Genomic DNA, 23229 nt, shown 5'->3' with positions numbered 1-23229 from the left:
ATAAGGGTTCTAAAACCATGGTGCGTTTCTGGTTCAAGGTGCCCCTGTGGCAGCGGGTGATTGCCGCGCTGGTGCTGGGCATCGCGGTCGGGATCTGGTGGGGGCCGGAGGCCGCCTCGATCAAGTGGATCGGTGACTTCTTCATCAAGTCGGTGAAGATGCTGGTGGTCCCGCTCATCTTCTTCTCGCTGGTTTCGGGCGTCACCGCCATTGGCGACTTGCGCAAGCTGGGGGCGGTCGGAGGCCGCGCCATGCTGCTCTTCGTCGTCACTGGTCAGATCGCGGTGTGGATGGGCCTGTTCCTGGGCTCCATGCTCAAGCCTGGCGAAGGGCTTGATACAAGCCGCCTGGAGCTGGGCACGGTTCCCCCGCCCAACGAGACAACCGCGGTCGACATGATCCTCTCGATGATCCCGGAGAGCCCGGTCAGGGTCATGGCCGACGCGCAGGTTCTCCCGCTCATCGTCTTTGCCATGCTGATTGGCGTGGGCATCCTCATGGCCAAGGAAGAGGGCCACCCGCTCATCAAGATCTTCGATGCAGGCTCGGTGGTCATGCAGAAGGTCACGATGATCGTGATGGAGCTGACCCCCTTCGGCGTCTTCGCGCTGATGGCCTGGGTGGCGGGCACGCTGGGACAGGACGCGCTCATCGCGCTCGCCAAGCTGGTCGGCCTCAATTACCTCGGCTGCATTCTCATCATCGTCGGTATCTACGGGGCGATGATCCATTTCCTCGCCCGTCTGCCGGTGCACGACTTCTTCCGCGGCATCGTCGATGCCATGGCGGTCAGCTATTCGACTGCCTCCTCGAACGCGACGCTGCCTGTCACCATGCGCTGCACCGAGCGCAACCTGGGCGTTTCGAACGCAGTGGCGAGCTTCGTCGTATCGCTGGGCGCCACGATCAACATGAACGGCACGGCGATGTACCTGGGCCTGGCGACGCTTTTCGGCGCGCAGGTCTTCGGGGTCGAGCTCGACTGGGGCGCCTACTTCCTGATCTCGATCCTCTCCACGCTGGGCGCAGTGGGGGCCGCGGGCATTCCGGGCGCGGGCCTTATCATGATGGCGCTGGTCTTTGGCGCGGTCGGCGTGCCGCTCGAGACCATCGCGCTGGTCGCCGGTGTCGACCGCATCATGGACATGATGCGCACGACCACCAACGTCTCGGGCGATGCGGCCGTGGCGACCACGGTCGCGGTGATGACCGGCGAGATCGACCGTGCAGAAATGATCAGCGCGGACGACGTCTGATCGGGCCGGGCAGGGCGTGCACCTGCCCTGCGGCTCCTACTTGTCGAGCTTGACCGGCACGAAGGGCGCAAGGCCGCATCCGCCAGCGCGCTGGAATCCGTTGCCGATGCGCTGCAGGGGATAGATGATGTCGTTGCGGCACAGCCGCGTCAGCGAGGTCTCGTAGGTGAAGGTGTCGGCCGCGCGCAGGCCCGAACAGCGGTTGGGCAGCGTCACGCGCCACACGTTCCGGCGGCCCGCGCTCATGAAGTCGATGGTGTAGTCGTCGCGGATCTCGGTTGTCGAAAAACTGTTGAGGGGGAGGCAGTCACGCGCCTCGCCGATCACCTCGGCAGCCGGTTCGGGCGGCGGCACCGGGCGGGTCTCCCCTTGTGTGCAGGCTGCGAGGGCCAGCGGCGTGGCAAGTGGCAGAAGGCGCAGGAGGCCTCTGGTCGCGGCGTGAAATGGCATCGGTGCTCTCCCATGGCGTCTCGAACTTCGGTAACGAAGGGGCATCGTGCCATGTTCCAGGCGGTGTGTCAGCGCGAAGGCTCCGGCTCGGCCTCGGCGGGACGCGGCAGGTGCGCGCCGCAGGCGTGGCAATGGCGCGCGCGGGGCAGGTGCTCGGCCTCGCCGCAGGCGGTGCAGGGCGGGGCGGGCGAGAGGCCGATAGCCCCGCGCGTGGCCCGGTCGAGCGATTCCGGCCCACGTCCCCGGTGCAGCGCGATCTCGCTTGTGACGATGCCGGTCGGCACCGCCAGCGTGCCCCAGCCCAGCAGCATCATCAGCGAGGTGACGAACCGGCCCACGGGCGTTTGCGGGATGATGTCGCCATAGCCCACCGTCGTCATCGTGGTGATTGCCCAGTAGATCGAGACGGGGATCGAGGTGAAGCCGTGGGTGGGGCCCTCGATCACGTACATGAGCGAGCCGAGTACGACGACGATGAGCACGACCGAGGCGAGGAAGACCGCGATCTTGCGGCGGCTGGCGGCCAGGGCGATCGCGAGCTGCTGGTACTCGGCGATGTAGGCGGTGAGCTTGAAGACACGAAAGATGCGCAGGAGCCGCAGCACCCGCACGTCGATCAGGACGTGGATCGCCGGAAACAGTAGCGCGAGGTAGGTGGGCACCACCGCCAGCAGGTCGATGATGCCGTAGAAGCTCTTTGCGTAACGCCAGGGCTGGCGCAGGCACACGATGCGCAGCGCGTACTCGGCGGTGAACAGCGCGGTAAAGCCCCACTCGGCGAAGAGGAACTGGCGGGCCCAGCGGGCGTGGAGGCGCGGGATCGAATCGGCAAAGACTACGCAGACCGACAGCAGGATCGCGGCGATCACGACCTTGTCGAACAGGCGACCCGCAGGCGTCTCCGCCTCGAAGGCAATGAGGTAGATCCGCGCACGCCAACCCGGGGGCGGGCCGCCCCAGAGCGGGCGGGCCCGTGTTTCGGTCTCGAAAGTCTGCGCGTCCGCCATGCCCCCTCCTGGCTGCTTTGCGTGGTCCCTCAAGGACCTAGCCTAGACGCATGGAGGCTACCTTGACCAGACGCAAGCCAAGCGGTGGTTCAGGCCTTGGCGGCAGGCTTGCGCACGGCTGCCGTGCGTGCGGCAGGCTTCTTGGCAGACGCGGGCTTGGCGCCCTTTTCCAGCACCTTCGCCTTGAAGCCGCACAGGTCCACGACCGGGCACCGCCAGCATTCGGGTGTGCGCGCCTTGCAGATGTAGCGCCCGTGCAGGATCATCCAGTGGTGCGAGCCGACCCGGAAGGGGTGGGGGACCTTCTTCTCCAGTCCCTTCTCGACCGCGAGCGGGGTCTTGCCCTTGGCCATGCCGGTGCGGTTGGCCACGCGGAAGATATGGGTGTCGACCGCGAAGGTCTCGGCCCCGAAGGCGCAGTTGAGGACGACATTGGCGGTCTTGCGCCCGACGCCGGGCAGTTCGACAAGCGCATCGCGGTCGGCAGGGACTTCGCCGCCATGCCTCTCGACCAGCATCTGCGAGAGCGCGATCACGTTCTTCGCCTTGGAATTGAACAGGCCAATGGTCTTGATGTGCTCCTTCAGCCCCTCTTCGCCCAGCGCGACCATCTCGGCGGGGGTCTTCACCTCTTGGAAGAGGCGGCGCGTGGCCTTGTTGACGCCCACGTCGGTCGACTGCGCGGAGAGCGTCACGGCGACGAGGAGCTGGTAGACGTTGCCGAATTCCAGTTCGGTCACCGGATCGGGATTGAGTTCGGCGAGGCGGCGGAAGAATTCGAAGATATCGTCTTTTTTCACGTCGGGTCCGTTTCGTCATCCTCGCGGCGGGCGAGGGTGGGGTCGTTGAGCGCGCGGCGGCGCTGCATCGCGTCGCTGAAGGCCGCCGCCATGATGCCGGTCGGCATCGCGACGAGCCCGATGCCGCTCATTGCGACAAGCGAGGCGAGGATCTTGCCGAGCGGCGTGACTGGCGAGACATCGCCGTAGCCCACCGCCGTCAGGGTGATGACCGCCCAGTAGAGGGCGCGGGGGATCGAGCCAAAGGCCTCGGGCTGGACCTCGCGTTCGGCCCAGTAGAGTGCGGTGGCACCCAGGAGAAGCAGCCCGCCGCCCAGAGCCAGGGTGACGAGCAGTTCGTAGCGCCGGTCGGTGAGAGCGTGCATCAGCTCGCGCAGGGCAATCGAGAAGTGGCTGAACTTGATGAGGGCGGCAAGCCGGAGCAGGCGGATCAGGCGCAGCACGGCGAGGTCGGAAAAGAAGAAGGGCAGGAGCGAGGAGATCACCACGATGAGGTCGAGCAGGGCCACCGGCGTTGCCATGAAGCGCAGCCGCATCTTCCAGGCAGGCGCGGCCGGATCGTCTTCGACCACGGCCCACACCCGCGCCACGTACTCGACGCCGAAGATGATCCCGAAGATCATCTCGGCCCCGATGAAGAGCGCGCGGTGCGGCTGGAAGAGGGTCTCCTCGCTGGCGAGGACGGTCAGCAGGATGGCCGCCAGGATCGTCGTCACCATCAGCCGGTTCATCCACGAGAGACCATGGCGCAGTTGCGCGGCCTCGGAGTGCAGGAAAAGCTGATCGTGGACGTAGCGGCGCAAGCCTGACTTCCCCCTTAGAGTCCCAGGACCTCGGGCATGGTGTAGCGACCTGCGTCCTTTTCGCGAACCCACTGTGCGGCCTTGACCGCGCCCTTGGCGAAGATGCCGCGGTTCTCGGCCATGTGCGAGAGGGCAAGGCGCTCGTTGTCGGCGAGGAAGTGGACGGTGTGATCACCTGCCACCGTGCCGCCGCGCAGCGCAGCAAAGCCGATGTGGCCTTCCTCGCGCTTGCCGGTGATGCCGTCGCGGCCCCGGTCGGATACGTCACCGAGCGTGACGTCGCGGCCCTTGGCGGCGGCCTCGCCCAGGAGGAGCGCGGTGCCCGAGGGGGCATCGACCTTCATGCGGTGGTGGGTCTCGACGATCTCGATGTCCCAGTCGCTGCCAAGGCGTGCGGCAGCCTCGCGCACGAGGTGGGCAAGGAGCGTAACGCCCAGCGAGGTATTGCCGGTCTGGAGCACCGCGATCTCGGCGGCGGCCTCGTCGATCAGCCAGTGGTGGCGCTCGGCAAGGCCGGTCGTGCCGATCACCATCGGGACCTTGGCCGCGACGGCCGCGTCGAGGTTGGCTTCCAGCGCATCGGGGCTGGAGAAGTCGATCAGCACATCGGCCTTTGCGGCAAGGCTAGCGACGTCTCCATCGCGGTCCACGCCGCCCGCAAGGTCGAGCCGTGCGTCCGCGATCGCCTGCGCAATGGCCTGCCCCATGCGTCCGTTACTGCCGATAATTCCGATTCGTACCACTTGCCGTCTCCATTCAAGGCTGGTCTCATGGGCGGAATGGAACAAGTTCGCAACATCGTCATCCTGACCGGCGCCGGGGTATCCGCCGAATCGGGTATCGGTACCTTCCGCGATGCAGGAGGGCTATGGGAGAACCACCGCGTCGAGATTGCGTGCAGGGTTGTAAGCAAAAGAGTGTGAGGTGCGAGGGGGGGCATGCCGACATTTCGTGCATGAGCCGCCATTCCGTAAGCGCCCCGTTGCGGACATTCCAGCCTCAATCTAAAGTTGCAGAATGCGTTGTTTCAGCTTGCTTGTTCATGGAGTTCTCGACTGGTCGCCTCACGCTGTCGAACGATGGCGGCTTCCCGACTCCCGACCCGGAGGCTTTCATTGCAGGAAACATATATTTGCATGGTCAGCTGATGACGCGACGGTGCAAACGCTCGCTGAAATACGGTCTTATTATGAGGAAACGACCGATTGGTTCATCAATAATCTCCTCGACATGCATCTGACGGTTGAAGAGATAAAAACAGTTCCTTTTTACAACGGCCTTTTTAGGCGCGGCGTCGACGCAAAGTTTTACCCTCTCAAGCAATGACCGTTTCCCACCCATAGCAGTCGTTAGATTTCAAAATGCTGTTTGCTCCGTCGTTGGCCTCATGGAGCACATCGGTCATAGTCGATGCTATGACGACTATCCGGAATATCGTGATTCTAACAGGCGCAGGCGTTTCAGCTGAAAGTGGGATTGACACTTTTCGCGGGGCAGGTGGACTTTGGGAGGGCCAAGCCGTCGAGGACGTGGCCACGCCCGAGGCCTTCGCGCGCGACCCGGATCTGGTCTTTCGCTTCTACGACACGCGCCGCGAGCAGGTCTTGCAGGTGGAGCCCAACGCCGCGCATCATGCCCTGGCCCGCCTGCAGCGCGAGTGGCCCGCCAAAGCCGGAGGCTCGGTCATGCTGGTCACGCAGAACGTCGATGATCTCCACGACCGGGCGCTGGGCGCTGCGGATGGGGCCGAGGTGATCCACATGCATGGCGAGCATCTCTCGGCCTGGTGCACGGCCTGCGATGGTCGGACGCGCTGGACAGCAAGCCTGATCGACAGTCCGCCGTGCCCATCCTGCGGCGCACCGGCCCTGCGGCCCGACATCGTGTGGTTCGGGGAGATGCCCTACCGCATGGACGAGATCTTCGCGGCGCTGGAAGACGCGGACATGTTTGTCTCGATTGGCACCTCGGGCGCGGTGTACCCGGCAGCGGGCTTCGTACGCACGGCTGCGGACATGGGCGCGCATACGCTGGAGCTGAACCTGGAGCCCTCGCAGGGGACCGACTGGTTCGACGAGGCACGCCATGGTCCGGCGACGCAGACGGTTCCGGTCTGGGTGGAGGAGATGCTTCAGGGGAAGGGGTGAAGACGGGACTTTCCGAGGGCCATCGCCCTCGGGCTCCCCAAACTGTCTAGTTCACGTTTCATGCGCACCCTCGCTTGAGTGAGGCGGGGGTGCCGAATTTCGGGGTCAAGGGGTGATGACCCCTTGAATACTCTCTCTTCTTTTACGCCCCGCAGGCTGAGCAGGCGGGGTCCTTGGCAATGCGGATCGAGCGCATCCCCGGGTTCATACCGTCGATGAGGGTGAGCGATCCGTATTTCGGATCGCCAAAGGCGGCGTGGCCGTGGACCAAGACGCGGATCGCGTGCATGGCCGCGAAGGTTCCGACCATGCCCACCATCGCGCCCAGCACTCCATCGGCGGCGCAGGTGTCGCAGTCCTGCGCGTCGAAGGCATCGCCCACGAAGCAGCGGTAGCAGGGCTGGTCCTCGCGGTGCCCGGCGAAGTTTGCGACCTGTCCCTGGAAGCGTCCGATCGCCGCGCTTGTCAGTGGTATGGCACGCGCGACACAGGCATCTGACACCGCGAGGCGAGTCGCGAAATTGTCACACCCGTCCAATACCAGATCGGCGTCGGGAAGAATCCGGTCGGCGTTGTCTCCCCCCAGCCGTTCGACCACGGCCGTCACTTCCAGACCAAGATCAAACCGCCGCACCCATTCGGCCGCCGCTTCCGCCTTGGGCGTGCCGACATCCGACGGCGTGAAAATCGTCTGGCGCTGGAGGTTGCTGACGTCCACGACGTCATCGTCGACCAGCGTGAGGCGTCCTACACCGGCTGCGGCCAGGTACTGCAGGGCTGGACTGCCAATGCCGCCGCAGCCGATCAGGACCACGTGCGAATTGGCAAGCGCCGCCTGACCTGCTCCGCCGATTTCGGGCAGCACGATATGGCGCGCAAAGCGCGCGAGGCGTTCGGGCGCCAGGCTCATGGCGCATCGCCCTCGCTGGCAAGCGGCCTCTCGCGCACGAACCCGTGCAGGCCGAACCACCACTGCGCCGCGATCACCGCGCCTTTCACCGGCTGGAGCATGCCCAGCATCATCGCCAGCGCTAGCGGGATGACGATGAGGAAGATCGCGAGTGGCTCCAGGGCAAAGTCCTTGGACAGCGCGATGACGATCGGGGCCATGAGGTGCCCGGTCACGATCATCGCAATGTAGGCGGGGAAGTCATCCGCGCGCTGGTGGGTGAGGTCCACCCCGCAGGACGCGCAGCTCTCGTTGGGTTTCAGCCACTTGCGAAAGAGGTGCGCCTCGCCGCAGCGGGGGCATCGCCCACGCCCGGCGCGCAGGGCAGCCTCGGGAAAGGTGGCGGGAAGGGCGATTTCGTGAGCGGCGCGCATGGCCATGCCCTAGAGCAGGCGGGGGGCCTCTATCAAGCGCGGATGCAGGCAGGCGGTAGGGGCGCTCAGGAGCGTGCGATGCGCACCCGGTTGCGCCCCGCTTCCTTGGCTTCGTAGAGCGCGGCGTCGGCGCGGCGGCTCGCTTCGTCCAGTTCCGCGATGGAGCGTAAGGGGGCTAGGCCGCAGGAAAGGGTGACCGGCCAGGCCTCGTCGAGGAGGCCGGTGTCGAGGGCGATCGAGGCGCGCAGGCGCTCCATCACGAGGCGCGCCTCGTCGACCAGCGTGTCGGGAAAGAGCAGGGCGAACTCCTCGCCGCCCCAACGGCAGCACACGTCGCTGCGGCGCAGGTCCGCCTCCAGGGCCTGGGCGAGGTTGCGCAGCAGTGTGTCGCCCGCATCGTGGCCGAATCGGTCGTTGACCAGCTTGAAGTGGTCCAGATCGATGAGGGCAAGGACGGCGTTTCCGGGACGGGAGAGGGCGCGCTCGGCGGCCTTCCGGAAACCTCGGCGGTTGAGGAGCCCGGTCAGGGGATCGTGCTCGCTCAGCGTTTCCAGCCTGGCGATGCGCGTGGAGGATTCCTGTGCGGCCACGATGACCCCGTCGAGCAGGCGGCCCACCAGATCGTCGCTGCCGGAAGGGATTCCACCAGGGTGTTCGCCGGCCTGGATCGCACGCAGCAGATTGGTGGCCTTGCGGATGGGGGAGAGCAACCCGTGGATGGCCAGCACGCCGAAGATCGTACCGACCAGCGTCGCGCCCAGTACGACGATGAGCGTGGGCACAGACCAGCCCCCCCAGAAGGCCTGAAAGGCGAGCGTGGCGAGAAGCGGCACGTGCACCGCGAAAAAGCAGATGAAGAGAATGCGCCATTCGTAATGGCGGCGAAACAGGAAAGTCGTGGCGTTGTAAAAGCGCATGGTGGGGGCTCCTGCGGCTTTTCGTGTCTGTGTATTGGATCGCGTCTGTAGTTTTACCTCAAATGTTTTCGCCAAGGGTGTACGAAGATTAACGCTGTTGTGTCGGGGCAGGTGTTTCTGCGCAGATGCAAAAGGGGCGCCCGGTTGTCCGAGCGCCCCCTTGTGCGATCTGTCGTGTTACGGGTCTGGCCGCGCCGATCAGCTTTCAAGCTGGCGCAGCAGGCTGCGTACGTCGCCATCCATGTCGGCATCGCGCGTGCGCAGTTCCTCGATGAGGCGCACCGCGTGGATCACCGTCGAGTGGTCGCGGCCACCGAACTTGCGGCCGATCTCGGGATACGAGCGCGGGGTCAGCACCTTGGCGAGGTACATCGCGACCTGGCGCGGGCGCACCACGGCGCGGGCGCGGCGCTTCGAGCTCATCTCGGTGCGGTCGATGCGGTAGAACTGGCAGACCGTGCGCTGGATCTCGTCGATCGTGATGCGGCGGCGGTTGGCCGAAAGGATGTCGGTGAGCTGTTCCTCGGCCAGCTGCAGCGAGACCTGCTGGCCGGTGAGCTGGGCGTAGGCGATCAGCTTGTTGAGACCGCCGACCAGTTCACGCACGTTCCGGTTGATGGTGCGCGCCAGGAATTCGACGACGTCGGTGGGCACGTCGATCGAAGCGAAGCGCTGCAGGCGGTTCTCCAGGATCGCGCGGCGCAGTTCGATGTCGGCGGGCTGGATGTCCGCGACGAGGCCCATCGAGAGGCGCGAGAGAAGGCGCGGCTCAACACCGTCGAGCGCCTGGGGCGCCCGGTCGGCAGCGAAGACCAGACGCTTGCCCTCGGCGAGGAGCGCGTCGATCGTGTAGAGCAACTCTTCCTGGGCCGAGGCCTTGCCGATGATGAACTGGATGTCGTCGACCAGCAGGAGGTCGAAGCCGCGCAGGCGCGCCTTGAACTCGATCATCTGGTTCTGGCGCAGCGCCTGGACGAACTCGACCATGAAGCGTTCGGCCGAGCAGTAGAAGATCCGGGCGTGCGGGTGATTCGTGAGGTAGGCGTGGCCGATCGCGTGCAGCAGGTGCGTCTTGCCCTGGCCGGTCGAGGCCTTGAGGTAGAGCGGGGAGAACTGCGGCGTTTCGGTCGCGGCCATGCGCTGCGCGGCGTTGCAGGCAAGGACGTTGCTCTCGCCGGTCACGAACGAGGAGAAGGTCTGCGAGGCGTCGATGCCGGCCGGGCCCTGGCCCAGCGCGGTGAAGGCTTCACCCGAGAGCGCGGCGGAGAGGGGATCGCCTGCGCTCTGGGCCGAATCGTTCGCGGGCGCGCGGCTGGGGCGGCCGCTGCTGCCAAGACGCAGCTCGGGGAGCTGGCGACGGCCGGGCTGAACCAGAATGCGCACGTGGCGCACGTCGGGGCGCGCGATCTTCCAGGCCAGCGAGAGACGGTCGGCAAAGCGATCGTTCACCCAGTTGGCCGAAAATTCGGTGGGGAGATAGAGATCGAGCGTGCCGGTTTCCTTGCAGTAGTTGCCCGGCTGAATCGGCTTGATCCACTGGCTGTGCGCCTGGTGGCCAAGGTCCTTGCGCAGGCCCTGGCTGATGTCAGCCCAGTCTGCTGCGAGGTTCACCGCTTCACGCTCCTCTTCCGTCGTCACTTTGACTGCCTTGACCTTCTTGCTTGCGCTGCCTGCGCCCTGACCCGTTGACGATACTGACACCTTACCGAACTCCCCTGGTTCGCTGCCAAAACCAACGTGGCACACCTGAAAAACACCGAATGCGAATGCGGCAAATGCGACGAAAGAGGACCGCGCTGGGGACAAAACCTCCCCGCGCTGCAAAAGCTCTTTTGCAGCCGCTCGTTCCACTCTATCGCGATTTGCCCGGCCAGTTCCGCAACGGCCGGAAGTCCTTTTAGGGAGGGCTTTGGCCCACAGGCAAGACGGCCATCCCAAAATAAAAAAATTTAAGGCAGTTGACTCACGTAAGTCTGCGGGAAACGCCGTAACAAAAGTGTTTTGTGGCGGAATTCTAAGGGTTTGCGGATTTGGCCGCGGCGAATCGCGGTGTTTCCTAGGCTTTCGTCAAACGAGTTGGAAACACCTGCCCGGAACGCAACAAGGCCGGGGATCGCCTCCCCGGCCTTGTTCCACTTTCGTACTGATTTCGGCCCGGATCGGAGGTCCGTTCCGGGCGAATCAGGAAAGGATCAGAGCGCCGAAACGCGCTTCGTCAGACGCGACATCTTGCGCGCTGCGGTGTTCTTGTGGAGCACACCGCGGGCAACGCCACGGGCGAGCTCGGGCTGGGCTTCCTTGAGCGCGGCCGAAGCTGCGGTCTTGTCACCACCGGCGATGGCGCTCTCGACCTTCTTCACGAAGGTGCGGATGCGGCTCATGCGGTTGGTGTTGATCAGTGCACGACGCTCATTGCGACGGATGCGCTTACGGGCTTGCGGCGTATTGGCCATTAACGTTCCTCTGTCTGGCCGCCTCGCGGCCCCTTGCCTGGTCGAATCTCGAAAATTTGGCGAACGGATTCGCCGGAAAGCGCGCCCCATAGCGGTGAGGCCCGATTTCGTCAAGATACAGCGCGTGTCGGGAATGGCTCATTTCTGGCATTTCCGGCACCAGAAGGTGCTGCGCCCGCCCTGCACGAAGCGCAGGACCGGCGCGCCACATAGGCAAGCTTGCCCCTCGCGTCCATAGACCTGCCAGGAAGTCGCGAAATAGCCCAGTTCTCCGGTCGGCTGGGCGTAGTCGCGGATGGTCGAGCCGCCCGCTGCTATCGATTCGCTGAGCACGTCGCGAATCGCCGGGACGAGTCGTTTGAGCGCGGGAAGGGTGACTTTGCCCGCCGCCTTGTCGGGCCGGATGCCCGAACGGAACAGCGCTTCGCATACATAGATGTTGCCGAGCCCCGCGACGATTCCCTGATCAAGGAGCAGCAGTTTTACAGGGGCGATTCGCTCCTTGAAGGCGGCCTTGAGATGGGCAGGGGTCAAATCGGGGCCGAGCGGCTCGGGACCCATCTTCGCAAACGGTCCCCAGCTTTCGAGGTCCGCGCTGGGCACGAGGTCGACCGAGCCGAAGCGGCGTGCGTCGTTGAGGGCGAGCGTGTGGCCGGCACCTGTGGTGAGGACGAGGTGGTCGTGCTTCTCGGGGCGCTCAGGCTCGATCCGCCAGCGGCCCGACATGCCCAGGTGAAAGACCATGGTGACCTCGCGGTCGGTATGGACAAGGCCGTATTTGGCACGCCGTCCCATGCCGGTCACGCGCGCGCCCGTCAGCGTCTGGACGAGATCGGGCGGGAAGGGGCGGCGCAGGTCGGGGCGGTTCACGGCAACGCGGGCAATCCGCTCGCCATCGAGAAAGCGGGCAAGGCCGCGCACGGTCGTTTCGACTTCGGGGAGTTCGGGCATGGTCCTGCCTGTGTAGGTACGATTGGTGAGGGATGCGAGAGGTACGCAGGCGAGGGGTGCTGCTTACAAAATTGTAAGGAGCACCACCTAGAGGCTCTTTCGCATGTTTTCCGTTATTTTTCCGAGGTGGGCCTTTCTTGCGCTGGCGTGTCTTGCGGGTGGTTTCGCCTGTGGGGCCGCCCTGGCGCATCCGGGCGGGCTGGATCGCAGTGGCTGTCACCACAATCGCCGCACGGGCGACTATCATTGCCACCGGGCGCCCGCGCCGCAGCGGCAGACCGCGCCGTCAGCGCCCTCCTTCCAGTCTCGGTCTGCGGATGGGGCACAGGCCTACTATCCCAACTGCGCGGCGGTGCGCGCCGCGGGACGTGCCCCCTTGCTGCGGGGCCAGGCTGGCTATCGGCGCGGGCTCGACCGGGACGGCGACGGCCTTGCTTGCGAATAGGGGCGTGCGATTAGGGGGCTGCGAACAAGATGCCTCGCATGGGACGTGTCCGAGAGGCCAACGCTTTGCCGTCGCCAGAGCGATGTGGGCAGGGTAAGTCCCCCGCCATGGCCGATTCCTCTCCATCTCCCCCCGCGTCTTCCTCCGCGCTGCGCCCCTTCCTCATGCTGGGGCTGGTCATGCTGTTCTGGGCGGGCAATTCCATTGTCGGGCGTGCGGTGCGCGCGGATATTCCGCCCTTCACGCTGGCCTTCGGGCGCTGGGTGATTGCGGTCCTGTTCGTGGCTCCGCTGGCGCTCCCCAAGCTGCGCGCGCAGTGGCATGAGGTCCGGGCGCGGGCAGGGTGGCTGATCCTGCTGGGCTTCCTGGGCGTCGTCTGCTTCAATTCCTTCGTCTATTCCGGGCTCCATCACACCAGCGCGACGAACGCGCTGCTGCTTCAGGCCGCGGTTCCGACCTGTGTGCTCCTGTTCGACTTTCTACTTTTCCGGGGACGCCCGGCGGCTTTGCAGGTTGCGGGCGTGGCGGTCTCGACGCTGGGCGTGCTCTTCATCGTCTTTCGGGGCGATTGGGCGGCGGTGGAGGCGCTGGAGATCGGAGGGCTGGGCGACGCGTTGATCCTGTGCGGGGTGGTGTGCTGGGCCTTCTACACGGTGCTCCTGCGCAAGAAGCCCGCGGTCGATGCGCCGGTCTTCGTGTTCCTGACCTTTCTTCTGGGCGCCATCGCGCTGGCCCCGCTCGCCGCCTTCGAGGGCGCGCGCGGGCTTACCGTTGCCTGGTCCTGGCCGGTGGTGGGCGCCTTCTTCTATGTCGGGCTGTTCCCCTCGGTGCTGGCCTATTTCATCTATATCGCTGCGACCATGCAGCTGGGCCCGGCGCGTGCGGGGCAGGGCATCACCCTGATGCCGCTCTTCGGTGCGCTCCTGTCCGCGCTGCTGCTGGGTGAGGATATCGCGCTCTTCCACGCCGTCGGCATGGGCCTCATCCTCGTGGGCATCGTGCTGGGTGCGTTTGCCCTGCGCGCAGGTGCAAAATCACCAGTGGCGCTCCGCGCACCACGGGGCTAGAGGACTGAGTCATGAGTGAAACGGTTTCCTTCGGGTACGAAGAGGTCGCCGCCGAGGAGAAGGCCGGCAAGGTCGGTGCCATCTTCTCGAACGTCGCGCGCAAGTACGACATCATGAACGATGCCATGTCAGCCGGCATGCACCGGGTGTGGAAGGACGACTTCGTGCGCCGGGTGAAACCCCGCGCGGGCGAGCAGATCCTCGACATGGCGGGCGGCACGGGCGACATTGCCTTCCGCATGGAGGCCAAGGGCGCCATCGTCACGGTCTCGGACATCAACCAGGACATGCTCGACGTGGGCATCGAACGCGCGATGGAGCGCGGCATCGATACGCTCGTGTGGTCGCGCCAGAACGCCGAGGAACTGACCTTCCCGGATCGCCACTTCGACGCCTACACCATCGCTTTCGGCATCCGTAACGTCACCCATATCGACAAGGCGCTGGCCGAGGCGCACCGCGTGCTCAAGTACGGCGGGCGCTTCTTCTGCCTCGAATTCTCGACCACCGAGTGGCCCGGCTTCAAGGAAGTCTATGACGCCTACTCGCACAAGCTGGTCCCCAAGCTGGGCAAGATGATCGCGGGCGATGCGGACTCCTACCGCTACCTTATCGAATCGATCCGCCGCTTCCCGCCCATGCCCGAGTTCGAGGGCATGATCCGCGCGGCCGGTTTCAAGCACACCAAGGTCGAGCCGATCCTGGGCGGTCTTGTCGCGATCCACTCGGGCTGGAAGGTCTGAGACAGGCATCGTGACGTCCCGACTGACGCATATTCGCAGGCTCCTGAAATGGGGCCGGGTCCTCGCTCGCCACGGCGCGCTGCGCGGGATCGAGAACGACCGCAACGCGCCCGCACCGGTCAAGCGCCTGTGCCGCGTGGCCCGCTTTGGTGCCAAGCAGGGGGACGAGCCCGATTACGCCGGCGCCTTCGGCTCGATCGGCCCGGCCGCGATCAAGCTGGGCCAGGCGCTGGCGACACGGCCTGACCTTGTCGGCGAGGGCCCCGCGCGCAACCTGCTGACCCTGCAGGACAGCCTGCCGCCGGTTGACTTCGCGCTCATCCGCAAGCGGATCGAGGAAAGCTTCGAGCGTCCGCTGGAAGAGGTCTTTGCGACCTTCGAGGAACAGCCCATCGGCGCGGCCTCGATCGCGCAGGTCCACGCCGCGACCACGCTCGACGGGCGCAAGGTGGCGGTCAAGGTGCTGCGTCCGGGCATCCGCGAGCAGTTCAACCGCGATGTCGAAACCTACGAGTGGGCCGCCGCGCATCTGGAGGCCTTCGGGGGCGAGGCCGCGCGCCTGCGCCCGCGCGCGGTGATCGCCAATCTCAAGCGCTGGACCGTGCGCGAACTCGACCTGCGGCGCGAGGCTGCCTCGGCCTCCGAGCTTGCCGATGGCATGAAGGCGGTCGAGGGCTACCGCATCCCCGCCATCGACTGGGAGCGTACCAACGGCCAGGTCCTGACGCTGGAGTGGATCGACGGCATCAAGATGAGCAACCTGGAGGCGATGAAGGCGGCGGGGTACGACCTGCCCGAACTCGCCCACCGGCTGGTGCTCACCTTCCTCAAGCAGGCGATTTCGGCAGGTTTCTTCCACGCCGACATGCACCAGGGCAACCTGTTCGTGCAGGGGACGCCCGAGGACGCGACCATCGTGGCCATCGATTTCGGCATCATGGGGCGCATCAACCGCCAGGCGCGGCTGTGGCTGGCCGAGATCCTCTATGGCCTGACCACCGGCAACTACAAGCGCGTCGCGGAAATCCACTTCGAGGCGCAGTACGTGCCGAGCTACCATTCGGTCGAGGATTTCGCGACGGCGCTGCGCGCGGTGGGCGAGCCCATGCGCGGAAAGCCCGTGTCCGAGCTTTCGGTCGGGCAGATGCTCGACGGGCTCTTTGCCATTACCCGCGATTTCGACATGGCCGTGCAGCCGCACCTCCTGCTGCTGCAGAAGACCATGGTCATGGTCGAGGGGCTGGCGACCGCGCTCGATCCGCAGATCAACATGTGGGACGTGGCTGCGCCCTTCGTGAAGGACTGGATCCGCGACGAGCTGGGCCCCGAGGCCGTCATCGCCGACCGCCTGCGCGAGGATCTGGCGACGGTGGCGCGCCTGCCCGCGCTAGTGCGCCGGATCGAGGAGCGCTTCCCCCCCAAGGGCGGCGCCCCCGAACAGGCCCCACTGCCTGAGATCGATCTGCTCTGGGAACGCAAGCGTAAACCCGATGGTAACCACCTTGGTGGTTATATTCTCGCGGCAATCGCGGGGGGCATGGCCGCATGGGCGGTAACGTACTGGAACATGATGCTGTAACGCGCAGGGCCTGGGCCCTGTGGGAGTTTGCGCGGCGCGTTGCTGCGGGGCAGGGGGCATGACCGTCCTGCGCAGCCTTGCCGGAACCTTGCGTTCGCAAGAGCGCTTGTCCGACAGCCGTAGTTCGTTTGACAGCGACCTCGCCTGCGCCTCGCGCGGCAGCGTACCTGCGTTCTTTTCCTCCAAACCGATTGCGTGATGATGAGTGCTGTTGCAGAAGCCAGAACCATGAACGGACCGCGTATTCTCCTGGTCATCGGCGGCGGCATCGCGGCCTACAAGGCCTGCGAGCTTGTTCGCCACATCCGCAAGGAAGGCGGTGAGGTGACCTGCGTCCTGACCGAAGGCGGCGCGCAGTTCGTGACGCCCATGGCGCTGGCTGCGCTGTCGGGGAACCCGGTCTACACCTCGCTCTTCGATCTCAAGGACGAGGTCGAGATGGGGCATATCGAGCTGAGCCGCGCGGCCGACCTCATCGTGATCTGTCCGGCGACCGCCAATCTTCTCGCCAAGATGGCCTCGGGCATTGCCGACGATCTTGCCACGACCATGCTGCTTGCCACCGACGCGCCGGTGATGGCGGTTCCGGCGATGAACGTGCGCATGTGGCAGCACCCGGCGACCGCGCGCAACGTGCAGGTCCTGCGCGATGCGGGCGTGGACGTGATGGAGCCCGACGAGGGCACCATGGCCTGCGGCGAGTATGGCCCGGGCCGTCTGCCCGACCCGGTGGCGATCTGGCAGCGCATTGCCTGGGGGCTGGGCCTTGGCCCGGTCGAGGTGGCCCCGCTTCCCGGCGAAGTGGCCTACGACCAGAGCTATCCCGGCCTGCCGCCGGCAACGGGCGAGGACGGCCATGCCTGGCAGCCCGAGTTCGATGATCCCGAGCCAGAGGAACAGGACGAGGGCGGCATGGGTCTTGGCGGCCTGTCGGGCGGGATGATCCTGCGCGGCGGTGCAGGCAAGGCGAAGAAGGCGGTGGACCTGGGCGGCGGCGAGACTACGTCCGAGGCAGCGCCTGCCGACTTCTCCGCTTCGCCGCTCATGGCCAAGAAGGGCGCGGCCCGCGCCGCTCCGCCGACCGATCCCGAGGCGATGAACCACCTTACCTCCGCGCATGGCGAGTTCATGCGCGCGCAGCCGCTGGCGGGCGAAGACCCTTACGCGCACCCTACGATGCTGGCCGATGGCAGTTACGACATGACGCCGTTCGTTCCGGGCGAGGGGCCGCTGGCGGGGCGCCACGTGCTGGTGACGGCGGGTCCCACCTGGGAGCCGATCGACCCGGTCCGCTACATCGCCAACCGATCGTCGGGCAAGCAGGGCTTTGCCATCGCGGCCGCCGCCGCACGGGCAGGCGCACGGGTCACGCTGGTCGCGGGGCCGGTCTATCTGCCCACGCCGCCCGGCGTTGACCGGATCGACGTGGAAAGCGCGCTCGACATGGCCGAGGCGGTCAAGCAGTCGCTGCCCGCCGACATTGGCGTGATGGTCGCGGCCGTGGCCGATTGGCGCCCGGTGAGCGTGGCTGGCCAGAAGCTCAAGAAGCGCGGGTCCGCCCCGCCCGCCTTGCTCCTGACCGAAAATCCGGACATCCTGGCGACCGTGGCCTCGCGCCCGGACCGCCCGCCGCTCCTTATCGGCTTTGCCGCCGAGACCAACGACGTGATCAAGTACGCCACCGACAAGCGCAAGCGTAAGGGTGCGGACTGGATCATCGCCAACGACGTCTCGGGCGATGTCATGGGCGGCGATGCCAACGCGGTCCACATCGTGCGCGGTGACGACGTGATCTCGCTCCCCGAAATGCCCAAGGAGGAGGTCGCCCATCTCCTCGTTGAAAGGATGATCGATGCATTCGCCAGCTAATGTCCCGGTGCCCCTGAAGGTCCTGCCCCACGGCAAGGGCCTGCCGCTACCCGCCTATGCGACGGCGGGCGCAGCCGGAATGGACGTGGTCTCGGCTGAAGATGTCACGATTGCCCCGGGCGCGCGCCACGCGGTTGCAACCGGCCTCGCTATGGCAATCCCGGAAGGTTTCGAGATCCAGGTGCGCCCGCGTTCAGGGCTCGCGCTCAAGCATGCGATCACCGTGCCCAACACGCCGGGCACCATCGATTCGGACTATCGCGGCGAACTGAAGGTCATTCTCATCAACCACGGGACGGAAGGCTTCTCGATCGTGCGCGGGGACCGTATCGCGCAGCTCGTGCTTGCGCCTGTCACCCAGGCGACCTGGCTTGAGGTCGAGGAACTGGATGAGACCGTGCGCGGTGAGGGCGGCTTCGGCTCGACCGGCGGAGTGACCGCGCTCGGCAACTGAACCCGGACAGGGTTTGCCCTAGCGGATGAGCCACCAGGCCAGAGCCGTAAGGCCGACGCCAGGAACGATCAGGCCAAGCAGGCATCCACGCAAGCCCCAGCGTTTTCGGATTTCGTCGCTCGCGTATTCGGCGGTGGGCTGGGCGATATCGCTGATGAATTCGCCAAGGACGTCATGGGGCATGGTTGTCCTCAGTCCTCGTTCTTCGCGTTGCTCCGCCGTTCCTGCCGCGCACGCCGTCGTTTCACCATCCACCAGCCCGCGCCGCCAAGCCCGAACACGGCAAAGGCGCCGCGCGCGACCGTCGCAAAGGCCGCTTCCAGCGCGCCCACGGTGACGCCCCAGAAGAGCTGGGACATGATCGCCATGAAGGTGTTCATCCTCGCGGGGTCTCCCAAAGGGTGGGTTCGGGCCAGTCTGAGGTGGAAAGAGGGCGGAAGTGAGGCCCCAAAAGCTTAGGGCGAGCCCGCCTTGCGACGGACCCGCCCCTCGGTGTCTCCCAGTAGGGAGCCCGTCAATATCGTGGAAGATGCAAGATTACTTGTCTTCAGGTGCCACTGTAATGCGCACGGTCTCGCCCGAGTTCCCGGGAAAATCGGTGAACATCGCTTCGACGAGATTGGGGACCAGATATTGCAGGCTGTTCGAGGTCGAGAGGGCCTGAGCCTTGCCTTCGAAGAGGCGCTGGCCATCGGCGGCACGGTCGATCTTCACTTCGATGCCGCTGGTGAAGACGGTGTACGAGTTCATGCCGCCATCAAAGTAGGGATCGTAGAAGCCATAGCGCCACGGGCCGCCGTAGAAGCCCCCGAAGCGGCCGTAACCACCGAAACGGCCATAGCCGTACCAGGGGTCGTAATAGGGCGACATGCGCGAACGCACGCGTTCACGGCCGGTGTCGATGCCGTAGTCGAAGCGCACGATCATGTCCGCGTTCGCGGGATCGCGCGTCGGCGTGTAGCCAAGCTCGGCCATCTGCTCGGCCACGAGCCCTGCGTACTGCGCGAATTCGAGGCCGCCTTCGAGCTTCTCGTCGTCGGCAACGACCGCGAAGGTCTGTCCGGCTGGGGCGGGCAACTGCGACTGGAAGCGCGAGACATCCGCCTTGAAAGGCGTCGCGCAGGCGCTGACCGCCACGAGCATGAGCGCCGCCAGCGCCATGCGCAGGTGCGCGGCTAGCGGGGTGCGTCCCGGTTGGCCGTAATTCTGGGTCATCCTATTCACTCCACTGGCCTCTGTCTGGGCAATCGGCAGGGTTGAATTCCCGGCCCCGCGGGAGGGGGCGAACCGATGAGGCTCTCAACGATATTGCCGTTCCGGGTCTGAATAGCGGTTGAATGGCGCCGGGCTTGCGGTGAACTGCAAACGCGTGAATCGGGCAGACCTGCGCGATTTTCCATTTTCCGCACGTCGAACAGGGACTAGGCAACGCCCTGTGATATAGGCACTTTGCACGGGGAAAGCGAGTCCGGTTCATGCGTATTCTCTCGGTCAACTGCGGTTCGGTGACGCGTTTTCGCGCAGCCGATGAACACAGCGCCATCGCCAAGCGGGCCGTGGAAGGGCCTGTGAAGGTCGGCTGGCTGGGCCTGGAAGGTGACCGGCAGGCCGACCTTTCGGTCCATGGCGGGCCGGAAAAGGCGATCCACCACTACCCCCACGATCATTACGCCTACTGGGGCGAAGTGCTCGGCGGCCATCCGCTGCTCGAAGGCGAAGGGGCCTTCGGGGAGAACATCTCGACCCAGGGCTTGCGCGAGGAGGAGGTCTGCATCGGGGATCGCTTCCGGATGGGCAGTGCGCTCGTCGAAGTCGCGCAGGGGCGCCAGCCTTGCTGGAAGCTCGACCACCGCTTCGATGGCGCCAAGGTCATGGCCGGTGTCGTCGCGTCGCGGCGCTCGGGCTGGTATTACCGCGTGCTGGAAGAGGGCGAAGTTTCCGCGGGCGGTACGCTGGAGCTTGTCGAGAGGCCTTTTCCGGAGTGGAGTGTGGCCCGCGTCTTCGGCCTGCTCATTGCCGGAGATCACAAGACGGACCGTGCGGGACTTGAAGCGCTGGGCGAGGTGACGCCGCTGGCCGAGGCCTGGGCGAAGCGCCGCGCGAAGCTGCTCGGGTAAAGAGGGTGCGTTGGTGGAGCGGGCTGGCGCTTGGCGTTGCACTTGCGCTTGTGTCGCTTTCTGGCATCGCGCAGGCCGCGAGCGAAGCGCCAGGCGCGGCTCCAGCGTGGGATCTGCGTGCGGGGCAGGCCCTGGCTCTCCTCGATGCCCGCTGGTGGCGTGAGGACCTGGGACCGGAAGGCGATTGGGAGCGCGCAGGTGGTTGGCAGCGCTTCGTGCTGGCGGACGTGCTCATGGCCTATCGCGCGCGCACCGGCGATACCCGCTGGGACACGCGCATCCACGCCGCGCTGCGCAACCATAGCCGCCTTGCGCTCAACGACGATGCGCTCTGGGCGGTGATCGCCAGTGTCGATGGCTGGCAGATGGAGGGCGATCCGGCCCTGCTCGATTACGCGGCGCGTACCTTCGCGGAGCTGGTCCGGGCGCATTGGGGCAATACCTGCGGTGGGGGCATGTGGTGGAACCCGCGCCACACCTACAAGAACGCGATCACCAACGAGCTTCTGCTGACCGCTGCGACACGGCTCTACCGGACAACGGGCCAGGAGGAGTACCGCGACTGGGCGCTGCGCACCTGGGGCTGGCTGGGCGCCTCGGGCATGATCGGCGAAGACGGGCTGGTGAACGATGGGCTCGTGATCGATGCGCAGACCGGGATTTGCCGCAACAACGGCCAGCCGCGCTGGACCTACAACCAGGGCGTGCTGCTTTCCGGCCTCTCCGACCTGACCGAAATCACAGGCGCGCCGATCTACCGTGCGCGTGCGGTGGTAACGGCTCGTAGTGCCCTTGCCATTCTGGCCCATCCGGACGGCACACTGCGCGAGCCCGTGCCGCAGATCGGCGCTGATGGCCTTGCCTTCAAGGGTATCTTTGCCTTCCACCTCGCCTACCTGATGGACGCGCTTCCCGAAGGTCCGGAAAAGCAGGCCTTGCGCGAGGGGGCACGCCGCAATGCGCAGGCGATCTGGCGGATTAGCAACGAAGGTCAGCAGTCTATCGATTCCGATTGGACGGGGGCAAAGGCACAGTTTGGCGCGGCGGCGCAAATGTCCGGCGCGGCGATGTTGCTGGCGGCGGGGCGTTGATGCGGTCGCACCGCGCCTTGTTAGCCTTATCTTGACAGCCCTGTGCGATCGGTTTGAGTCCGAAGTTGATTTTCAGGCTCGTCGGATACTCAGGGGGAACTGTTACGTGTATATGCGAGGTTTTCTGGGCGCTGCGCTTTTGTTCTGGGCGAATGGTGCCCAGGCACAAACGGCCCTTGAGGGCGTCAACGCCGCGTTCGAGACACGGGGCGCGTGCTTCCTTGCCGCTATCGCTCCCTACCGCCAGACCAGCATGGGCAAGGCGCTTGCGCTCGACGATCCGCAGCTCAAGGCCTCGCTTCGCGCGAAGATGAACACGACGGTATTGACGCCCGACGAAGTGGAGCAATTCCTCGCCATGCAGGAGGTCGTGACGCCCTGCGATGTGGCGCTCGAAGACACCGTGGTGCGCCACGATATCGAACTGGCAAGCTATCTGCGCACGCGGCGCGTGAACTGGGAAACCGTGCAGCTTGGCCTTGCCGAAGGAACAGTCAGTCCCGGCGAATACCTGCGCCTTCGCGACGAGGCCAGCGTGGAGTTCTCAACCGAAGTTCTGGCTGCGCAGAAGCGTCTGGCGGTGGCGCAACAGGAGCGCGACGCACATGCCCGGCGTGAAAGCGAAGCCGTGACCGGCTCTATCCTGCGAGGGTTGGTCGGGGAGGTTGTCGGGAACTGAGCGTCCCCGACAACCTGGGTCTTCCTGTCCGATATGGACTTCAGCCGCGCACGAGGCCCAGCGCGTCATAGGCCGCGTGCAGTGTCGGCAGCGCGAGCGTGCGGGCCTTTTCGGCGCCCTTGGCGAGGATCGCGTCGAGGGCGGAGTAGTCCTTGCGCAGTTCGTTGAAGCGTTCGTTGATGGGGGCAAGCTTCTCCACCAGCACTTCGCCCAACGCGGGCTTGAACTTGCCGAAGCCTTCGCCGCCGAAATCGGCAAGGATCTGCTCCACGCTCTGCCCAGTCATGGCCGAGTAGATACCGACAAGGTTGTTGGCTTCCGCACGACCTTCCAGGCCCGCCTTCTCGCTGGGCAGCGGTTCGGCGTCGCTCTTGGCCTTCTTGACCTTCTTCATGATCGTGTCGGCATCGTCGGTGAGGTTGATGCGCGCCATGTCGGAGGGGTCGGACTTGCTCATCTTGGCCGAACCGTCGCGCAGGGACATGATGCGTGCAGCCTCGGGCGGGATGATCGGGTCGGGCAGAGTGAAGACGGGCGCGTCCTCGCTTGCGAAGTCGTTGTTGAACTTCTGCGCGATATCGCGGGCGAGCTCGAGGTGCTGCTTCTGGTCTTCGCCCACCGGCACGTGGGTTGCCTGGTAGAGCAGCACGTCGGCGGCCTGGAGCACCGGGTAGGTGAACAGCGCGACCGAAGCGCCTTCACGGTTCTTGCCCGACTTGTCCTTGAACTGGGTCATGCGGTTGAGCCAGCCCATGCGCGCGGTGCCATTGAGGAGCCACTGCAGTTCGGCGTGCTGGGGCACCTGGGTCTGGTTGAACAGGATCGAGCGGTCAGGATCGATCCCGCAGGCTACGAGCGCAGCGGTCATCTCGCGGGTGTTGGCCGAAAGCGTTCTGGGATCATGCGGCATCGAGATCGCGTGCAGGTCGGCGAGGAAGTAGAGGCTCTGCCCACCCTCGGCGGCGATGTCGTCCTGCATCTTCACCCAGTTCTTGATGGCGCCCAGGTAGTTGCCAAGGTGAAGGTTGCCCGTGGGCTGGATGCCGGAGACGATACGCATGGTTTTTCGTGCCTGTGG

Annotated in this window: 26 protein-coding genes and 1 pseudogene; 12 read left to right on the top strand and 15 right to left on the bottom strand. The window is 65.6% G+C overall.

The genetic code is table 11. The annotated features are described in order from the left end of the window. Nucleotides 1-17 precede the first annotated feature (17 nt). Nucleotides 18-1256 carry a dicarboxylate/amino acid:cation symporter gene (locus MTR65_RS15040; protein ID WP_243801601.1) on the top strand — a complete coding sequence of 413 codons (1239 nt, stop codon included), beginning with the start codon at nt 18-20 and terminating at the stop codon, nt 1254-1256. Between the two features lie 36 nt (nt 1257-1292). Here the strand turns inward: MTR65_RS15040 and MTR65_RS15035 are convergent, their stop codons facing one another. The 5 genes from MTR65_RS15035 to dapB all read right to left on the bottom strand — a co-directional run bounded on the left by MTR65_RS15035 (nt 1293) and on the right by dapB (nt 5059). Next, nucleotides 1293-1706: a hypothetical protein gene (locus MTR65_RS15035; protein ID WP_243801599.1), complete on the bottom strand. Its 414-nt coding sequence runs from the start codon at nt 1704-1706 to the stop codon at nt 1293-1295. 68 nt (nt 1707-1774) lie between these two features. Beyond that, nucleotides 1775-2713, bottom strand: coding sequence for an ion transporter (locus MTR65_RS15030; RefSeq protein WP_243801597.1), 939 nt, complete (start codon nt 2711-2713; stop codon nt 1775-1777). Nucleotides 2714-2802: 89 nt separating this feature from the next. Next, nucleotides 2803-3513, bottom strand: a complete 711-nt coding sequence (gene nth, locus MTR65_RS15025; protein ID WP_243801595.1) for an endonuclease III — start codon at nt 3511-3513, stop codon at nt 2803-2805. Then, nucleotides 3510-4316, bottom strand: coding sequence for a potassium channel family protein (locus MTR65_RS15020; protein ID WP_243801593.1), 807 nt, complete (start codon nt 4314-4316; stop codon nt 3510-3512). Before MTR65_RS15020 ends, nth begins: the two co-directional genes overlap by 4 nt. Before the next feature lie 14 nt (nt 4317-4330). Further along, complete coding sequence (gene dapB / locus MTR65_RS15015) at nt 4331-5059, bottom strand: 4-hydroxy-tetrahydrodipicolinate reductase (RefSeq protein ID WP_243801590.1); 729 nt, start codon at nt 5057-5059, stop codon at nt 4331-4333. A 36-nt stretch (nt 5060-5095) separates the two neighbouring features. On the opposite strand from dapB, the pseudogene MTR65_RS15010 reads away from it, so the two are divergent. After that, nucleotides 5096-5206: pseudogene (locus tag MTR65_RS15010) on the top strand (Sir2 family NAD-dependent protein deacetylase); the annotation flags it as partial. A gap of 525 nt (nt 5207-5731) precedes the next feature. Beyond that, the gene (locus tag MTR65_RS15005; protein WP_243801588.1) at nt 5732-6463 is read left to right on the top strand and encodes an NAD-dependent deacylase; all 732 of its coding nucleotides are present in this window, start codon (nt 5732-5734) and stop codon (nt 6461-6463) included. A gap of 142 nt (nt 6464-6605) precedes the next feature. Here the strand turns inward: MTR65_RS15005 and MTR65_RS15000 are convergent, their stop codons facing one another. The 6 genes from MTR65_RS15000 to mutM form a co-directional block, all read right to left on the bottom strand. After that, entirely contained in the window at nt 6606-7373 is a 768-nt protein-coding gene (locus tag MTR65_RS15000) for a HesA/MoeB/ThiF family protein (protein WP_243801586.1), read from the bottom strand. Next, entirely contained in the window at nt 7370-7786 is a 417-nt protein-coding gene (locus tag MTR65_RS14995) for a DUF983 domain-containing protein (RefSeq protein WP_039391517.1), read from the bottom strand. Before MTR65_RS14995 ends, MTR65_RS15000 begins: the two co-directional genes overlap by 4 nt. A gap of 65 nt (nt 7787-7851) precedes the next feature. Continuing rightward, the gene (locus MTR65_RS14990; RefSeq protein WP_243801584.1) at nt 7852-8703 is read right to left on the bottom strand and encodes a GGDEF domain-containing protein; all 852 of its coding nucleotides are present in this window, start codon (nt 8701-8703) and stop codon (nt 7852-7854) included. Between the two features lie 198 nt (nt 8704-8901). Continuing rightward, on the bottom strand, nt 8902-10341 hold the full coding sequence (gene dnaA / locus MTR65_RS14985) for a chromosomal replication initiator protein DnaA (RefSeq protein ID WP_226633081.1): 1440 nt from the start codon (nt 10339-10341) through the stop codon (nt 8902-8904). A 554-nt stretch (nt 10342-10895) separates the two neighbouring features. After that, nucleotides 10896-11156 carry a 30S ribosomal protein S20 gene (gene rpsT, locus MTR65_RS14980; RefSeq protein ID WP_213501028.1) on the bottom strand — a complete coding sequence of 87 codons (261 nt, stop codon included), beginning with the start codon at nt 11154-11156 and terminating at the stop codon, nt 10896-10898. A 138-nt stretch (nt 11157-11294) separates the two neighbouring features. Next, nucleotides 11295-12107, bottom strand: coding sequence for a bifunctional DNA-formamidopyrimidine glycosylase/DNA-(apurinic or apyrimidinic site) lyase (gene mutM, locus MTR65_RS14975; protein WP_226633083.1), 813 nt, complete (start codon nt 12105-12107; stop codon nt 11295-11297). 103 nt (nt 12108-12210) lie between these two features. On the opposite strand from mutM, the gene MTR65_RS14970 reads away from it, so the two are divergent. From MTR65_RS14970 to dut, 6 genes are all read left to right on the top strand, one after another. Then, on the top strand, nt 12211-12552 hold the full coding sequence (locus MTR65_RS14970) for an excalibur calcium-binding domain-containing protein (protein WP_243801581.1): 342 nt from the start codon (nt 12211-12213) through the stop codon (nt 12550-12552). 107 nt (nt 12553-12659) lie between these two features. Next, the gene (locus tag MTR65_RS14965; protein WP_243801579.1) at nt 12660-13619 is read left to right on the top strand and encodes a DMT family transporter; all 960 of its coding nucleotides are present in this window, start codon (nt 12660-12662) and stop codon (nt 13617-13619) included. A gap of 11 nt (nt 13620-13630) precedes the next feature. Continuing rightward, a complete protein-coding gene (locus tag MTR65_RS14960; protein ID WP_243801577.1) occupies nt 13631-14362 on the top strand; it encodes a class I SAM-dependent methyltransferase in 732 nt (243 codons plus the stop codon). 10 nt (nt 14363-14372) lie between these two features. Beyond that, on the top strand, nt 14373-15941 hold the full coding sequence (gene ubiB, locus MTR65_RS14955; RefSeq protein WP_226633090.1) for a 2-polyprenylphenol 6-hydroxylase: 1569 nt from the start codon (nt 14373-14375) through the stop codon (nt 15939-15941). A gap of 228 nt (nt 15942-16169) precedes the next feature. After that, nucleotides 16170-17810 (top strand): bifunctional phosphopantothenoylcysteine decarboxylase/phosphopantothenate synthase, encoded by a 1641-nt coding sequence (locus MTR65_RS14950; protein WP_243801575.1) that lies wholly within the window; start codon nt 16170-16172, stop codon nt 17808-17810. Continuing rightward, on the top strand, nt 17794-18264 hold the full coding sequence (gene dut / locus MTR65_RS14945; protein ID WP_213501033.1) for a dUTP diphosphatase: 471 nt from the start codon (nt 17794-17796) through the stop codon (nt 18262-18264). Before MTR65_RS14950 ends, dut begins: the two co-directional genes overlap by 17 nt. An 18-nt stretch (nt 18265-18282) precedes the next feature. On the opposite strand, the gene MTR65_RS14940 is transcribed toward dut, so the two are convergent. From MTR65_RS14940 to MTR65_RS14930, 3 genes are all read right to left on the bottom strand, one after another. Further along, entirely contained in the window at nt 18283-18447 is a 165-nt protein-coding gene (locus MTR65_RS14940) for a hypothetical protein (RefSeq protein WP_243801573.1), read from the bottom strand. An 8-nt stretch (nt 18448-18455) separates the two neighbouring features. Continuing rightward, nucleotides 18456-18644, bottom strand: coding sequence for a hypothetical protein (locus tag MTR65_RS14935; protein WP_243801571.1), 189 nt, complete (start codon nt 18642-18644; stop codon nt 18456-18458). Nucleotides 18645-18801: 157 nt separating this feature from the next. Further along, on the bottom strand, nt 18802-19425 hold the full coding sequence (locus tag MTR65_RS14930; protein ID WP_419145053.1) for a DUF4136 domain-containing protein: 624 nt from the start codon (nt 19423-19425) through the stop codon (nt 18802-18804). A gap of 314 nt (nt 19426-19739) precedes the next feature. Between MTR65_RS14930 and MTR65_RS14925 the strand changes: the two genes are divergently transcribed. The 3 genes from MTR65_RS14925 (at nt 19740) to MTR65_RS14915 (ending at nt 22151) form a co-directional block, all read left to right on the top strand. Next, nucleotides 19740-20381, top strand: coding sequence for an MOSC domain-containing protein (locus tag MTR65_RS14925; protein ID WP_243801566.1), 642 nt, complete (start codon nt 19740-19742; stop codon nt 20379-20381). A gap of 5 nt (nt 20382-20386) precedes the next feature. Beyond that, complete coding sequence (locus tag MTR65_RS14920) at nt 20387-21472, top strand: glycoside hydrolase family 76 protein (RefSeq protein ID WP_243801563.1); 1086 nt, start codon at nt 20387-20389, stop codon at nt 21470-21472. Between the two features lie 112 nt (nt 21473-21584). Further along, entirely contained in the window at nt 21585-22151 is a 567-nt protein-coding gene (locus MTR65_RS14915; protein WP_243801561.1) for a hypothetical protein, read from the top strand. 40 nt (nt 22152-22191) lie between these two features. Here MTR65_RS14915 and trpS read toward each other — a convergent pair whose 3' ends face one another. Continuing rightward, nucleotides 22192-23211 carry a tryptophan--tRNA ligase gene (gene trpS, locus MTR65_RS14910; protein WP_243801559.1) on the bottom strand — a complete coding sequence of 340 codons (1020 nt, stop codon included), beginning with the start codon at nt 23209-23211 and terminating at the stop codon, nt 22192-22194. Nucleotides 23212-23229: the final 18 nt, after the last annotated feature.

It is taken from the genome of Novosphingobium mangrovi, from assembly GCF_022818885.1.
Lineage (GTDB): Bacteria > Pseudomonadota > Alphaproteobacteria > Sphingomonadales > Sphingomonadaceae > Novosphingobium > Novosphingobium mangrovi.
Note: the sequence above shows the minus strand (reverse complement) of the source record. Positions and strands in the feature narration are given on the sequence as shown.

Bases quoted from the DNA above. Each gene is read 5' to 3' on its own strand.
- MTR65_RS14990 (WP_243801584.1), bottom strand. From the start codon at position 8,703: ATGCGCTTTTACAACGCCACGACTTTCCTGTTTCGCCGCCATTACGAA.
- MTR65_RS14995 (WP_039391517.1), bottom strand. From the start codon at position 7,786: ATGCGCGCCGCTCACGAAATCGCCCTTCCCGCCACCTTTCCCGAGGCT.
- MTR65_RS15035 (WP_243801599.1), bottom strand. From the start codon at position 1,706: ATGCCATTTCACGCCGCGACCAGAGGCCTCCTGCGCCTTCTGCCACTT.
- MTR65_RS14965 (WP_243801579.1), top strand. From the start codon at position 12,660: ATGGCCGATTCCTCTCCATCTCCCCCCGCGTCTTCCTCCGCGCTGCGC.
- MTR65_RS14940 (WP_243801573.1), bottom strand. From the start codon at position 18,447: ATGCCCCATGACGTCCTTGGCGAATTCATCAGCGATATCGCCCAGCCC.
- MTR65_RS15005 (WP_243801588.1), top strand. From the start codon at position 5,732: ATGACGACTATCCGGAATATCGTGATTCTAACAGGCGCAGGCGTTTCA.
- MTR65_RS15040 (WP_243801601.1), top strand. From the start codon at position 18: ATGGTGCGTTTCTGGTTCAAGGTGCCCCTGTGGCAGCGGGTGATTGCC.
- MTR65_RS14935 (WP_243801571.1), bottom strand. From the start codon at position 18,644: ATGAACACCTTCATGGCGATCATGTCCCAGCTCTTCTGGGGCGTCACC.
- dut (WP_213501033.1), top strand. From the start codon at position 17,794: ATGCATTCGCCAGCTAATGTCCCGGTGCCCCTGAAGGTCCTGCCCCAC.
- mutM (WP_226633083.1), bottom strand. From the start codon at position 12,107: ATGCCCGAACTCCCCGAAGTCGAAACGACCGTGCGCGGCCTTGCCCGC.
- trpS (WP_243801559.1), bottom strand. From the start codon at position 23,211: ATGCGTATCGTCTCCGGCATCCAGCCCACGGGCAACCTTCACCTTGGC.
- MTR65_RS15000 (WP_243801586.1), bottom strand. From the start codon at position 7,373: ATGAGCCTGGCGCCCGAACGCCTCGCGCGCTTTGCGCGCCATATCGTG.
- MTR65_RS15030 (WP_243801597.1), bottom strand. From the start codon at position 2,713: ATGGCGGACGCGCAGACTTTCGAGACCGAAACACGGGCCCGCCCGCTC.
- MTR65_RS14960 (WP_243801577.1), top strand. From the start codon at position 13,631: ATGAGTGAAACGGTTTCCTTCGGGTACGAAGAGGTCGCCGCCGAGGAG.
- MTR65_RS14930 (WP_419145053.1), bottom strand. From the start codon at position 19,425: ATGGCGCTGGCGGCGCTCATGCTCGTGGCGGTCAGCGCCTGCGCGACG.
- MTR65_RS14950 (WP_243801575.1), top strand. From the start codon at position 16,170: ATGAACGGACCGCGTATTCTCCTGGTCATCGGCGGCGGCATCGCGGCC.
- MTR65_RS14925 (WP_243801566.1), top strand. From the start codon at position 19,740: ATGCGTATTCTCTCGGTCAACTGCGGTTCGGTGACGCGTTTTCGCGCA.
- MTR65_RS14970 (WP_243801581.1), top strand. From the start codon at position 12,211: ATGTTTTCCGTTATTTTTCCGAGGTGGGCCTTTCTTGCGCTGGCGTGT.
- MTR65_RS14915 (WP_243801561.1), top strand. From the start codon at position 21,585: ATGCGAGGTTTTCTGGGCGCTGCGCTTTTGTTCTGGGCGAATGGTGCC.
- rpsT (WP_213501028.1), bottom strand. From the start codon at position 11,156: ATGGCCAATACGCCGCAAGCCCGTAAGCGCATCCGTCGCAATGAGCGT.